Origin of the sequence: Halosimplex pelagicum (genome assembly GCF_013415905.1) — an archaeon.
In the GTDB taxonomy this organism is placed as follows: Archaea; Halobacteriota; Halobacteria; order Halobacteriales; family Haloarculaceae; genus Halosimplex; species Halosimplex pelagicum.
The window spans coordinates 2,235,663-2,248,959 of record NZ_CP058909.1 but is presented as its reverse complement, the minus strand read 5'-3'; the positions used below and the strand labels follow the sequence as shown (position 1 = coordinate 2,248,959).

General features: G+C 55.5%; 14 protein-coding genes and 1 pseudogene. 5 read left to right on the top strand and 10 right to left on the bottom strand.

The window, feature by feature from the left end:
• Window positions 1–186: 186 nt before the first annotated feature.
• Window positions 187–1,011: an IS5 family transposase gene (locus HZS54_RS10990; RefSeq protein ID WP_179922562.1), complete on the top strand. Its 825-nt coding sequence runs from the start codon at window positions 187–189 to the stop codon at window positions 1,009–1,011.
• Between the two features lie 240 nt (window positions 1,012–1,251).
• Here the strand turns inward: HZS54_RS10990 and HZS54_RS10985 are convergent, their stop codons facing one another.
• The 4 genes from HZS54_RS10985 to HZS54_RS10970 all read right to left on the bottom strand — a co-directional run bounded on the left by HZS54_RS10985 (window position 1,252) and on the right by HZS54_RS10970 (window position 3,869).
• A complete protein-coding gene (locus HZS54_RS10985; protein WP_179922561.1) occupies window positions 1,252–1,533 on the bottom strand; it encodes a DUF7521 family protein in 282 nt (93 codons plus the stop codon).
• The gene (locus HZS54_RS10980) at window positions 1,530–1,904 is read right to left on the bottom strand and encodes a winged helix-turn-helix domain-containing protein (RefSeq protein ID WP_179922560.1); all 375 of its coding nucleotides are present in this window, start codon (window positions 1,902–1,904) and stop codon (window positions 1,530–1,532) included. Before HZS54_RS10980 ends, HZS54_RS10985 begins: the two co-directional genes overlap by 4 nt.
• A gap of 386 nt (window positions 1,905–2,290) precedes the next feature.
• Window positions 2,291–3,265: a transcription initiation factor IIB gene (locus tag HZS54_RS10975; protein ID WP_179922559.1), complete on the bottom strand. Its 975-nt coding sequence runs from the start codon at window positions 3,263–3,265 to the stop codon at window positions 2,291–2,293.
• A gap of 205 nt (window positions 3,266–3,470) precedes the next feature.
• On the bottom strand, window positions 3,471–3,869 hold the full coding sequence (locus tag HZS54_RS10970) for a plastocyanin/azurin family copper-binding protein (protein WP_246391942.1): 399 nt from the start codon (window positions 3,867–3,869) through the stop codon (window positions 3,471–3,473).
• A gap of 239 nt (window positions 3,870–4,108) precedes the next feature.
• Here HZS54_RS10970 and HZS54_RS10965 point away from each other — a divergent pair, with 239 nt between their 5' ends.
• A complete protein-coding gene (locus HZS54_RS10965; protein WP_179922557.1) occupies window positions 4,109–5,944 on the top strand; it encodes a multicopper oxidase family protein in 1,836 nt (611 codons plus the stop codon).
• Between the two features lie 135 nt (window positions 5,945–6,079).
• Complete coding sequence (locus HZS54_RS10960; RefSeq protein WP_179922556.1) at window positions 6,080–7,243, top strand: hypothetical protein; 1,164 nt, start codon at window positions 6,080–6,082, stop codon at window positions 7,241–7,243.
• A 400-nt stretch (window positions 7,244–7,643) separates the two neighbouring features.
• Here the strand turns inward: HZS54_RS10960 and HZS54_RS26680 are convergent.
• Together HZS54_RS26680 and HZS54_RS26270 are read right to left on the bottom strand one after the other, a co-directional pair.
• A pseudogene (locus HZS54_RS26680) lies at window positions 7,644–7,775 on the bottom strand (DUF488 family protein); the annotation flags it as partial.
• Window positions 7,776–7,802: 27 nt separating this feature from the next.
• Window positions 7,803–8,084, bottom strand: a complete 282-nt coding sequence (locus HZS54_RS26270; protein WP_246391915.1) for a hypothetical protein — start codon at window positions 8,082–8,084, stop codon at window positions 7,803–7,805.
• A gap of 283 nt (window positions 8,085–8,367) precedes the next feature.
• Between HZS54_RS26270 and HZS54_RS10950 the strand changes: the two genes are divergently transcribed.
• Window positions 8,368–8,691 carry a DMT family transporter gene (locus tag HZS54_RS10950; RefSeq protein WP_179922555.1) on the top strand — a complete coding sequence of 108 codons (324 nt, stop codon included), beginning with the start codon at window positions 8,368–8,370 and terminating at the stop codon, window positions 8,689–8,691.
• Between the two features lie 30 nt (window positions 8,692–8,721).
• Here the strand turns inward: HZS54_RS10950 and HZS54_RS10945 are convergent, their stop codons facing one another.
• Window positions 8,722–9,186: a nucleoside deaminase gene (locus HZS54_RS10945; RefSeq protein ID WP_179922554.1), complete on the bottom strand. Its 465-nt coding sequence runs from the start codon at window positions 9,184–9,186 to the stop codon at window positions 8,722–8,724.
• A gap of 146 nt (window positions 9,187–9,332) precedes the next feature.
• Here HZS54_RS10945 and HZS54_RS10940 point away from each other — a divergent pair, with 146 nt between their 5' ends.
• Window positions 9,333–10,499, top strand: a complete 1,167-nt coding sequence (locus HZS54_RS10940; RefSeq protein WP_179922553.1) for an MFS transporter — start codon at window positions 9,333–9,335, stop codon at window positions 10,497–10,499.
• A 106-nt stretch (window positions 10,500–10,605) separates the two neighbouring features.
• Here HZS54_RS10940 and fni read toward each other — a convergent pair whose 3' ends face one another.
• From fni to HZS54_RS10925, 3 genes are all read right to left on the bottom strand, one after another.
• Window positions 10,606–11,688, bottom strand: a complete 1,083-nt coding sequence (gene fni, locus HZS54_RS10935) for a type 2 isopentenyl-diphosphate Delta-isomerase (protein ID WP_179922552.1) — start codon at window positions 11,686–11,688, stop codon at window positions 10,606–10,608.
• Between the two features lie 168 nt (window positions 11,689–11,856).
• Window positions 11,857–12,372, bottom strand: coding sequence for a hypothetical protein (locus HZS54_RS10930; RefSeq protein WP_179922551.1), 516 nt, complete (start codon window positions 12,370–12,372; stop codon window positions 11,857–11,859).
• 103 nt (window positions 12,373–12,475) lie between these two features.
• A complete protein-coding gene (locus tag HZS54_RS10925) occupies window positions 12,476–13,213 on the bottom strand; it encodes a uroporphyrinogen-III synthase (RefSeq protein WP_179922550.1) in 738 nt (245 codons plus the stop codon).
• Window positions 13,214–13,297: the final 84 nt, after the last annotated feature.

Here is a 13,297-nt window from a genome sequence, read left to right as displayed (position 1 = left end):
GAAAGACGGCTCGTTGCAATCGCTGTGTAGGATACTGGGTCGGTCATCAACAGCGTGGCCAACTATCTCGAGATATACACGAACTTCCTTTTCCCCTTGGATATCTTCTGGGATGCTCTGTTGAACCTCGGTTCCCTCTGCGGGTTTGATCGCTGATTTCAGGGGATTTGGACGCCTTCTGGCGATATGGGTAGATTACGGAACCTCGCAGAGAGCATTCACGAATTCACTACGGAGTACGTTGCGGATGAATACGACCCTGCCGTCGCCGACGATGACGGCGACGGCGGGTACGATATCTCGACCAAGATCGGCATGCTGCTGCTCAAGGAGGAGATCAACAAACCGCTGCGGAAGCTCGAAGATTATCTCAACGAAATGCCAGGAATTCTTGACGTGTTTGGTGTTGAGAGTTCGCCCGATCATTCATCATTCAGCCTCTGGGATGACGAATTTCCGATGAAAGAGTTGCGCTGCCTGCTCCGCAGATCCGCGGAGCAGGCAGATTTCTCGGGTACTGGTTCAATCGATGCCAGCGGATTCCAGCGAGATCAGTCCAGCTCGCACTACCGCCACCGTGCAGGGTACTCATTCAATGCGATGAAGACGACGCTGCTGATTGACCCGGAGTCACTGATCATCAAAGACGCACATTTCACGACGAAGAAGTCCTATGACGGGCATATTGGATTGCAGGTCTTTCGGCGGAACGCCAAAGACCTGCAGACGCTTCTGGCTGACAAGATGTATTCATGGGGCGAATTCCGAGCTGCGTGCCGAGAGAACGGCACACGACCAGTAATCAAACACTGTGAGCAGAACGCCCTGAAGAAAGCTCATAACGCTCGGATTGACGATGATGTCTACAACCAGCGATCAATGAGTGAAACGGTCTTTGGGATGCTGAAGGACGAAGGCGAGAAGTTGCGCTCGCGATCCTGGCACAGCCAGTTCCGTGAGCTGACACGCAAGTGCATCGTGCATAATCTCTCGCAGGCAGCGAGCCAATAACTCGCTGCCTGCTCTCCTTCTCTGAACGTACTGTCCAGAGACATCGCCATCGTCCGTCTCCAACTTCGCGTGATATTGAAAGAAGCTGATGATTAGAGCAGCCCAAACAGGCTGTGAGTAAATCGTCCGTTATTGAAAATTGTGCATATAGCTGTTCTACTTCCAGAATATTCAATATCAATTTACTAATACGGCAGCCCTCTTGCGTTCAACAGAGCATTCTGGGATGTACAGCGTGGCTCACCCGCGTTCGAGATAGAGCGAGTACAAGACGATTGCCAGGCCGATTGCCACGAGGATGCTATTGATCAAAACCCCTTTCTCTAAGGAGACTGAAAGGATTTGATGGGCGATTCCTGCGAGTAGTGCGCCGAATGTGATGACACCGAACCCGATGCCGAGAACGCGGAGTGAGGGCGTCCCTGTGCGACGATAGGCTCTGTACGCGATATACGTGATTCCGCTTCCCAGAAGCAAAATCGCGGTCTTCACGGCGACAATCGCTGTTCCCGTCCAGGTCATAGTTCGTCTCCCATCTTTGACCAGATGTCTTTGAGGCGTTCGTCGGCGTTCCGTGGCGGTCGTTCGACCGTGACCGAGAGGCTGCCGTCCTCCATAGAGATCAGTACGTCGTCGAAGTCGCGTTCGTATGTCGTGGTTCGGCCTCCTCCGGAGTTGATCGTGTCCCGTTCGCGAACGAGCGAGGCATTGCTGAGGCGTTCGAGTTTCCGGTACATCGTCGATTCGGGGATATCACAGGTGTCGATAAGTTCGGTTGCGGTCATAGGTTCATCTATCTCACGGAGGATGGCCCGGCAGTCGGTGTCGTCCAGCGCATTGAGGACAGCCTGTAGCGATGGGGGGTCCTCAGATGCTGCTGAATCACGCACCATTGTCTGAGATTGGTAGGTTCTCGGGATATGCTATCCGGTTACGACTCATCACACGGAGAGCGACTCTAGTCTGGAGCCACTATTACCTCCTTAGGAGTGAGATTCTGAACGTTTCTTGACCCAACGTTTCCCGTCCTCTGTGATGTCATAGAGCCCCCAACCGACGGGACAGATGTGCCCTTGCTCATAGAGTCGAGCACACGTTTGGTCAACCGTGATCGGATGGCGATTCGCAGTTTGGGAAATATCCATGACATGAAGTGGCGAATCCGCGACGAGTATTGTGAGGATCTCCCGGTCGGTGCTGCGACCGAGTTCACTCATTACATTCCTGTCTCGACCAGCAGTCGTCGAATCTTCGGGGCGTGATTCTATTGGTTTGGTCATCAAGCATACCCTCCGTTCTCGGCGTAGACCTCGAGCAGTTCTTGGTAGCGATTTCGAATCGTTACCTGGCTCACGTGGGCCGCGTTGCTCACCGTCTCTTGTGTCAGTTGTTCGTTCGTGAGGTGGGTCGCCGCGTAAAGTGCGGCCGCGGCGAGGCCGGCAGGACTCTTTCCGCTATGTGCGCCGATGTCCTTCGCTGTCGTGAGGAGGTCCCGAGCCTGACGCGTTGCCTCATCGCTCACGTCGAGTGCTGATGCGAACTGGGGGACGTATTCCAGCGGATCAGCTGGCTCGATTGCCAGTCCAAGTTCTTTCGAGACGTACCGATAGGCCCGCTGAATGCGGATTTCCTCGACACGACTGACTTCAGCGAACGCGACCAGTTGCCGTGGTGTTCCGTGTTGTCTGGCTGCCGCGTACAGGGCGGCTGTGGCCATGCCTTCGATGGACCGGCCTGGCAGGAGGTCTTCCTCGACTGCCCGTCGATAGATCGCCCCAGCGGTTTCCCGAACGGGATCCGAAACGTCGAGAGCGGATGCCATGCGACTGATTTCGCCGAGCGCCTGTTTGAGATTCCGCTCGTGGGCGTCTTTCGTCCGGAACCGTTCGTCCCACGTGCGAAGGCGCTGGAGGCGGGCTCGCTTTCGGTCGGACACCGATTGACCATACGCATCCTTATTCTGCCAGCTAATTGTCGTACTGAGCCCCTTGTCGTGCATGAGCTGGGTGGTCGGCGCTCCCACCCGACTTTTCTCGTCTTTTTCATCGCTGTAGAACGCCCGCCACTCCGGTCCCCGGTCGATGGAATTCTCGTCAAGAACCAACCCGCACTCTTCACAGGTCCTCTCGCCGTGTTCGTCGTCGTGAACGACCTGTCCGTCGCACTCCGGACACGATGAACGCGGTTGGGACTCGGTGACCGGTTTCCCGTCAGCAGTGCGGCCGTCTTCAATATCGAGTTGCGTTTTAGTCATGAATATTGGGTCTCGGTACCAACGTTCGACCCACTTCGAATGGGTGTCTCTAGCAAAGGTGGGGCGAAAGCACAAGAGTATCCGGCGGACTCCCAGTCTTTGAGAATCCGCTAATTTGATTTACAACTGCCAAACGAAAATGCGCAGTTCCGAAACGTAGATGCGTCCCTTCAAAAACGAACGGTCCGCGGATAGGATAACGTCGTCACCCCGAAAAGTCGTTATACGAAACTGCTCCTTGATCAACGATCGTTTGGCTCTCGGGCACGTCTCCATCCGGCGGCATACTCCCCTCTGCTGATCCACCAGGCTCTCCGACGACGATGCGGCCGACCATGCCGAGGCTCTTGTGTGGCGTACAGAAATAGTCGTACGTCCCTGTCGTCTCGAAGGTGTGTTCGAAGGTGACGCCCTGTTCGCTGAGGATACCGCTATCGAAAGCCCCAGCACCGTCAGGGACGCGGGTAACTGACGCCTGCCCGTTCCCCTGCTTGTATGCCGTCGCAGAGTGGTTTCCACTATCATTTTCGAACGTAACAGTTTCGCCGGCTTCGACGAAGAGCCCGATCGGTTCGAAGTAATAATCGCTTCCTTTCGTGACCATCAGCACCGTATTCGAGCCCCCGTTCGATGGTGTATCCGTCTCACCGCTTGGGTCGTCATTCGAACTGCTACAGCCAGCGAGCGCGGTGAGCCCTGCGGTTGCAGCGATTCCACTTGCCTTCAAGACTTGTCGACGCTCCATAGATGGTATCGGTACCCCAAGGAGAGACCACTTTGGCGGATTCCCATTTCCCGGGAGTCCGCCGTCGATTGACTGTCGCTGTTTCCATAACGCTATCCATGGCCCCGAGCGACCGTCTTGGAGCGCCCCGCACAGGCATCTCACGTCGAGAGGCCATCGTAGCGATGGCTAGTGCCGGCGTGCTGAGTCTGGCAGGGTGTTCAGCCACCACTGGTAGGACAGAACCCCCGTCCCAGTCACCCACACCTGACACACCGTCCCAGCCATCCTCACCTGACCATTCGTCGCCCGGGCTCGAAAAGTGGGTTGCGGAAGTCCCCCATCCAAGTGTCCTAGACCCAGTCGGGACGAAGAACGGGAACCCCTATTACGAGGTGGAAATGCGCGAGGTCGAGCAGCAGATTCACCCTGATCTTCCACCAACAACTGTCTGGGGGTACGACGGCCAGTATCCGGGGCCGACGATAGAGGCTCAGCAGGGTGAACCTGTCTCCGTACGCTGGGAGAACAAGCTGCCAGACGAGCATCTCCTACCGGTCGATGAGACGATACACAGTAGTAAGGTCGCCTACGACACTACTGGTGTCCGAGTCGTGACCCACCTCCACGGCGGGAATGTCGAGCACACGAGCGATGGCAAGCCGAAGGCGTGGTTCACGCGGGACTTCGAGCAAACCGGCCCGAAATTCGAGAAGAAAGACTACTATTACGTCAACGATCAGTCCCCGGCTACGCTCTGGTATCACGACCACTCCCTCGGCATTACTCGGCTGAACGTCTACGCCGGTCTCGCTGGACTCTATCTCCTCCGGAACGACCACGAGGAGTCACTCGGCCTGCCGTCGGGCGAGTACGAGATACCACTAGTGCTCCAGGACCGCAGCTTCAACGACGACGGTTCGTTATTCTACCCGACCGGCGACTCTGATACGGATAACGACTCGGAAAAGCCCGATCCGAGCATCGTTCCGCAGTTCTTCGGCGACACGTCCGTCGTCAACGGGAAAGCCTGGCCGCGGCTTTCGGTCGACCCTCGGAAGTACAGATTTCGGATTCTCAACGGTTCGAACTGTCGGTTCTACAACCTCAAACTGTTCGAATACGACGAATCGACCGGTACAACCAGAACTGGCGGGCCGCCGTTCACGCTCGTCGGAAACGACGGTGGTCTACTGGCCTCGCCAATCACGATCGAGGACCGGCTAGAGATCGGCACGGGCAAGCGTGCCGACGTGGTCGTTGACTTCTCGGACTATTCCGGACAGACACTCCTACTACACAACAACGCCGTGGCGCCCTACCGTGGACCGGACATTAATTCCGGGGATCAACAGCCGCTGCCGGAAGTGATGCTTGTTGACGTCGCCTCCGTTGACGTTGACGATCCGAACCAGGTTCCGAGCACGCTGACCGATGTGCCCGACATCCCCGTCAACTCGGTCGACGAGGAACGGTACCTCCCGATGACTATGAGTTCCGACGATTACGGACGACCCTTGCACCTCTTGGGCTCAGACGCGGAGTCATCGCCCCACAAACTGTACGATCCGGTTACCGAGACGCCAAACCTCAACGACACGGAAATATGGAGCTTCGCGAATCTGACGGGAGTGTCCCACCCGATGCATTTGCACCTCGTGCACTTCCAGGTGCTTGGGCGACAGCCGTACAGTGAGTACGACCCCGAGTCGGAGACGATCGATGTCGAGTCGCTTGAAGCCCCCGCACCGGAAGAAGCTGGCTGGAACGACATCGTCACGGCGAATCCGGGCGAAGTGACCCACGTGATCGTTCACTTCGGCGAGTTTGAGGGACTATTCAACGACCAAATCGGCTGGTATATGTGGCACTGTCATATGCTCGAACACGAGGACCACGATATGATGCGACCTTTCAGAGTACTGCCGGATTCTGGTGAAAATACACGTGAATGAAATTCTCATTCGACAGATCGTGTACGAATCGAATCCGGACAGCACCAGTTGCAGCACCTCAATGTTGATCATCGGGCCACTACGATTTCGGCTGAATCAGTCAGGTAGAAGTGGCACCTCGCTCAAGACTCGATAATGGCTCCAGAACAGTCTTCGCTTCGTGGCTTTTGTCGACCACTGTCCATTCTGTTCTGCCTGCTCGTCGGACTTACACAAATCCCCATCGTATCCGCACATGGTTCGACGGCGACTGGTGGCCTCTCCCAGGGACACGGGATTATTCTCGCTCTGATTGGCGTCAGTCTTCTCAGCGGTGCTAGCGTTCTCAAACGAACGAACCACATCTCGCCAACAGTCGCCCTTTATGGCGTATTCGTCGGCATCGCTGTGACTGCCCTTGGTGCTGTCCTCTTTGAGGGACTATCACCGGATCCAACCTATACGGCACATTCGATGCCGTTCCCGCGGTCGTGGTACCCCCTTCTGTCAGTCTCAGTCGGCTCCATGATCATGCTGGTGAGTTTGGTCGTCGGGTGGCTTCGCTGGCCGACCCGCCCCCGGTATACGTTCCTTGGACTTCTGATGGGGCTCTGGATCTCGTATCCGTACCTCATTCCCGGTCAGGCGAGTGACACTCATCCACTCGGGTATGCTATCGTCGTGGCTACCCCGCTTCTCGTCGGCTACGTCATCTGGACGGATGCCGGAAGCGTCCTGCGCGCGGTTCTGCGGGATCCAATTGTCCGGTGGTTCGGAGTCGGTGTGGGTGCCATCATGGCACTTTTCTTCGTCTCTGTCACCGGCTATCTCTCGTTTTTCGCGGAAGAAGGTCTCCCCCACGAGCGGGTAATCGTCGTCATCCCTACGATTTACCAACTCGTGACGTGGCCCGTTCTCGAGATCTATCTCCCGCATATTCCCCTCTTCATCGCGATATCACCCGCGCAACTCATCGTTGTCGGAATGCTGAGCACGCTAATTGGATTGAATGCAGCGCTTATCGCCCGCCACTGGCGGGTCGAAGAACGGGCAGGCTTGACAGAGGGCACTGCGGGAAGCGCTGCGATTGTCGGTTCATGTACCTGTGGTTGCTGTGGGCCACTCGTTGCCAAAATAGCGGTATTGGCCGCAGGGCCATCGATTGCCGCCCCGCTATACTGGATCTTCGTCGACTCCGCCTCCCCGGTCAGTACCCTGTTCATCATCGGGAGCGTCGTACTGTTTACAGGGAGCCTAATCTATTCCGTCGAATCCACACAACAAGCCGGACAACCTACGTCGATAGTTCCAGCGGATTAACCCCATCAACAACTGAATCCCCGCTCCAACGGACGACAACGAGTATCTGCGGACTGCCCCTGCCATCCGTCCCGGAACAGCGACGAGTCGTGAGGTGGAATGGCACGTGTGGCCGTCACGACTCCGAGTTGGGTTGCAAAATCAATTCTGTCCCGGTAGCCTTCGGGTTCTTGAATACGCGTTCGACCGAACAAAATGAATATGGAGATCGCGAGCATCGCAGTAGATGAGTCCGTCTCGGCTGTCTTTCCCCAAACAGTTGCGGGACGCCCTCACGGACGTCTTCGACGTGGGACTCATCGACACTGGCAAGGAACCTGTCAATCGGATCGTGTAGTCAGGCGGCTTGCGATTACGTAGGTTGAGGAGCTCGAACAGAGCGCCACACGACAGAGCCCGGCTACAGCTGTTCAGTGATCTGGTCTTTGAGAATTGTCCGGTGACAGCGTTTCTGGTTGGTGTTTTCGAAACAGGCAAAGACAAGCTGTTCCTTGGCACGGAGTCGATCGATAAGTTCAGCGACTGCGTCTTGGGCAGCCTCTGCTTCAGTGAGATGTGTTCAGTACCGATCCTCGAATCCGACCTCATCCCAAGCAGCATTATGCGCACCTTCGTCACACATCCCCCGTATCGTGAAATCCTCTTGTCGCTGTTTGAACTCATCGAAGAGGTCTGCCGGGGAACCGAGTACTGGTACTGGATAGTTCTCGTCGATCGTCGATCTGAACCAGCCGGTTGGCCGTCGAACCACTCCCACGAGCGTAGCCTCTGCAGGAACGTCCGCGAGATCATGCTGTAGTGCTGCAACATGCGTATCGTCGAGAATGTCAGAGGTGGTCATAGTCTCTGTCTTAGCTGTTGGCTGCTAAGCGTAGTCAATTTCCCGGTGGGTGTCTGTGTTTAACTGTCCGGTAGGTTTCTATGCCGGTGAGAGGCCGTATATGGCTAATCTGTGCCGTTGAGAGCTCCAGCAGAGAGAATCCACACATCAACCGTCCCGGCGGAATGCCGCGCTGTTGGTAGAAGCAATCGAAATGGTGCTTCCCCGTCCTGGAGATATCGAATCGACAGTTGTCTTTCGATATCGAAAGCTATAGTCCGATCTGTGAGCAAGGTTTAGCGGAATGTCTTGGCTCCTACTCTTCGTAGCTGGCCTATTCGAGATCGCTTGGGCAATTGGTTTGGAGTACTCTGATGGTCTCACGGAACCGATCCCAACGGCTGGAACGGTCATTGCGCTCATTATCAGTATGGTGTTGCTCGCAAAAGCAGTTCAGAATCTGCCGATCGGGACCGCGTATGCCGTCTGGACTGGAATTGGCGCTGTCGGAACTGCGTCGCTCGGTATCGTGCTCTTCGATGAACCAGCCACGAGTCTTCGCCTCCTCTTTATTTCCGTGATCGTCTTCGGAATCGTCGGCCTCCACTTTGTCTCTGGGGGACACTAACGACGGCTCGGTACTCGTCGTTTGAGGACCTTACCAGTCGTATTCTCGGTGGACGTGACGGCCTTCGTCGTTCAGGACAGGCCCAACAACGTCACTGATGCCATCGAGGATTTCTGCGGAGCGGACTGTCGGCTCGTTTCCGGTGAACGCTGCAATTTCATCACTTCCGACGCTGTAGACGACGCGACTGAACCCCGCAGTCCTCATTCCGCCAGCACACATCGGGCACGGCTCCGTACTCGTGTACATCACCATCTCCGCACGTTCGTCGGGATCGTATTCTTGGCACGCACGGTACGCGAGATGGAGCTCAGGATGTCGCCGGATGTCGTCTTCGGTGACGACACGATTCGAATCGGTCATGATGGCTGTATCGTCGCGGACGAGCACGGATCCGAACGGTCGATCGCCTCGGGCAGCGGCCTCCTGAGCGAGTTCAAACGCCGTTCTCATATGCGAGTCATGATCGAACTCGTCGAAGGTGGAACCAGACATACGTACTGTTGAGGGACTCGGAGCAGTTCACACAAATCTCTGCTGGATTCTGTTTACGAGCGTCATTGCAATAGTTGCGTGGCAATCGTCATCATCCAGTATCGGACGGTTTACGGCAAAGAGTTGTGAAGAGGTAGACAGAACGAATGGAATGGAGACGGACCCTCCGGGAATCACCGGCAGCAGCGGTGATTTTCGCAAGTACGCTCGTCGCGGTCATGGGCGTCTCACTCATCAGCCCGGCACTCCCTGCGGTGCAGGAAGCGTGGAATATCTCCGAGTCACAGACCAGTCTCTTACTATCAGCGTTCACGCTTCCCGGGATATTTCTCACACTTCCTATCGGACTGCTGTCCGACCGAATCGGTCGGAAACCGATTCTGATCCCAGCGCTCGTCGTATTCGGACTCAGTGGGGGCGGCATCATCTTCATCTCCGAGTTCACGCTGATTCTTGTCCTACGAGCAATCCAAGGTGCGGCGAGCAGTGCGATCGTGATGCTGACGGTCACACTCCTTGGCGACCTCTTTACCGGTGAACAACGACGCGTGTTGATCGGCACGAACGCGGCGATTCTCGCGGTTGGCGCTGCCGGCTATCCGCTGCTCGGTGGGGCACTTGCAACACTGGCCTGGTCGGCGCCGTTCGCATGTTTCCTCCTCGCTCTTCTCGTCGCAATCCCCGGGATAACGTTGCTTGAGGAACCCGACCGGGACAGAGCCAATTCGAGTTCAAGTATTCATGAGTTTCTTACTGGACCAACTCCGATGACTCCCTTCGCTGTGCTGTACCTCGCTATCTTTGGGATATTCGTCATCCTCTATGGCGCACAACTCACTGCTGTTCCGTTCCTGCTCGCCAACGATTATCAGCTCTCGTCAGCAGGGATCGGTCTTCTCGTGGGACTACCTGCGGTCACGATGGGAATGACCGCAATGCAGGGCGATCGAGTGCTTCAAGTACTCACGAGTTTCCAATCAATCGCGCTCGGGTTCGTGAGTTATGGGATTGGACTCGTCGTCGTCGCTCTCGCAGACTCCATCTACGTGGTTGCGGGCGCACTCCTTCTGTTCGGCCTTGGTCAGGGGCTCGCGGAGCCGATTACGGATACGGCACTCAACGAACGAGCACCGGACGAATTTCGGGGGAGTATTATGAGTATTCGAACGAGCGTGCTCAGACTCGGCACGACGGTCGGCCCACCGCTTAGCGTCGGGGCTGCAACGGTATTCGGTTACCGACAAACGTTGTTCGTGTCTGGTGTCGGTGCCTTCCTCATCGGAGTAACGTGGTTTACAACAAGACGTTTGTGAATACTCAGAACCACGTGACCGATCGGTTCTGTTGGATTCCTCAGAGAGTCACACACTCGCTCAACATATTGTCCTGCCAAGGTACTGAAGGCGCCTCATCTGGCTGCTACTCTCTGCTGGTTCGTTGGGTGACGTATTCGTGCGTTTCTCCTTGCAAGACGTACTCCGTCTGTTGAAGGTCCGGGATCGATTTCGAACCGGTGACAAACATTGCTGTCCGTAGCTCGGCAATCAAGTCCTCGACTCGTTCAACGACGGCATCAAATCCGTTAGTAGCCGGTTTCAGGAACGGTTTGGCCAACCCACCGGCGAGTGCACCTAACGCGACCGCCTTTGCTATGTCCAATCCCGTCCGTACACCGCCGCTCGCAATTACGCAGTTGTGTTCGGCGACACACTCGGTCGTGCTTGCAGCGGTCGGAATTCCCCATTCTCGGAACAGCGTACCAATTCGTTCCTGTCGCGGTGCGTTCGCCGCTGCTGCCCGGTAAGCTTCGATCCCGGACCATGTCGTACCGCCTTTTCCAGCGACATCAATCGCGTCAACGCCGGCCTTAGACAGTTTTCGGGCAGTCTCCCCTGAAATTCCATTACCCGTTTCCTTGACAATGATTGGTACAGAGAGATCCGCGGCCACTCGCTCAATGGCTGTCAGACAATCCCGGCCGTCAACGTCGCCTTCAGGTTGGACGGCTTCCTGGAGGAAGTTCAGGTGGACTGCGAGTGCATCCGCTTCAATCATCTCCACTGCGCGCTCAACCATTTCGAGGTCGTACTCTCGAAGTTGTGCTGCGCCGAGATTCCCGTAGATGAACGCATCGGGTGCGGCATCACGGACGACAGTATAGGATTCGAGAACACCGTCATCATTGAGTTCGAGGCCAGCTCGCTGGCTTCCAAGTCCCATAGCGATACCTGTCTCGCCAGCAGCGCGAGCCAGTGCACGATTGAGTTCTGTGGTGTTTTGATGTCCCCCTGTCATGCTCTCGATGAAAATCGGAGCGGATAACTCGTGGTCCAGGAATTCGATGGACGTATCGATAGCGTCGTAATGGAGTTCCGGAAGCGCTTCGTGGACGAGCTGAACGTCTTCGAAGCCCGTTCCCGTGGTTTCGACGTCCCGGTCCTGAACGATCCGGATGTGGTCGTCTTTTCGATCTTCAGTCTCCGACGAGCGGCCTTCCGTCATTAGTTTACCTTGAGGAAGGGGTTGCAAAACGGTACTGTTTATCAGCGGACAAGCGAATACCCCAAGGCTTGACCTCGGAGATGAAGCCGACAACTCGTAAAACGATCCATTAAGTGAACACATTACTAATCAATCCATTGTCACTCCTCGTAAGATTAGTTGAAGATTCTAGACTGGAAACAGTTGATTGAGGAGATGGCGTTCGCCACTTCGGAACATACGTGGTTTGCGTATGACGAGAGGGTACTGACCCACATCTTCAGACCGGTCAGCAGCAATCTCCCTCATCAACTCGACAATAATCACACGGAGTTGAAGGTTTTCGATCTCACAGTAATCAAGGAGATACTCGTAGTCTTTCTGCTTGTCAAGTTGATAGATGATTACCTCAGAATCCTCGTAACAGACATTACAGGTATGGTCAAATTGCTCAATTCTGCTTTCCAACTCACGCTGTAATTGTGCAAACTCCCCACGAATCGTGACTGCTGGGGACGCATCGTCTTGGTTGAATCTCCCGTACGATCGAATCCGATATGTGAGTATCTCATCTGGGATGATATCTGATGCATCTCCACCCTTCGATACCCGTAGCTGATCGACATCACTGACATTGTCCGTCTCTGTTGTCTCCACGTGTATCGATGTGGTACCTTGCGTCTCTGGTAGGTGTACGAAGTCCATTGTAGTTTGATAACAGTGTCCGTGTGGTAATAGTTGTGACTCTCGGCTACTGGTAGCTTAAATCAGAAACCGGACAATGAGCAGACCTGCGTATTTAATCAGTTCACTGTTTGACCTCCCGAATTCGACGTACTGCGACCTCAGCAAGCCGTCTAAAACCGACTGTGTCCGGCACGGCATCAACAGGAATCGCTCGCTTATCGACAGCACGCTCTGTCGGTGCTCCTATCGCACCAACAATTGTCTCCTCTAACCCGCGTTGTAGTGCAATGACAGCGTCGCGTTCAGTCGTAATCTGAAAGAAGTGCTCGACCGTCTTTGGCGACGTGAACAGTATCCCATCCAGCTCACCGTCTACCGCAAGTGAAACCGACTGTCCCGCAGTCTCCGGTCGTTCCAAGTGATACAGGTGGGTTTCACTGACGACTGCGCCCGCTGCTTCTACTCCTTCGACAAGCACGTCGCTGCCGTGCGCACTCCGAGCGATTTCGACAGTCTGGCCCTCAACCTCGGCGGATAACTCGTCGACGAGTCCTGCGGATGTGAACGTCGACGGAACGACATCAACTGAATAGCCTCGATTGTGTAATGCGGTCGCAGTCTGATCTCCGACGGCACAAATAGTGGTTTTCCGTTGTTCCCATCCTGCTCTCGCGGCCAGGTCAACGCCGGTCTTGCTCGTGAAGACACAGTAGTCCGCATGCTGTGGAACTAGACCAGTCGGATCGATTGTCAGCATCGGGTCTGGGATCGGAGATACATCGAGTGACTGGAGATACTCGACCGCATTGACGATGCGGTCGTCGTCAGGGCGGAGCACAGCCACCGTTGGCTTGGACATGCCAGACAATTAGCCGATGCTGGACTTGTGTGTATCGAGAATCAGCGACCGGTCTCGAACGATTCAAATCCCCATCTTACAAAG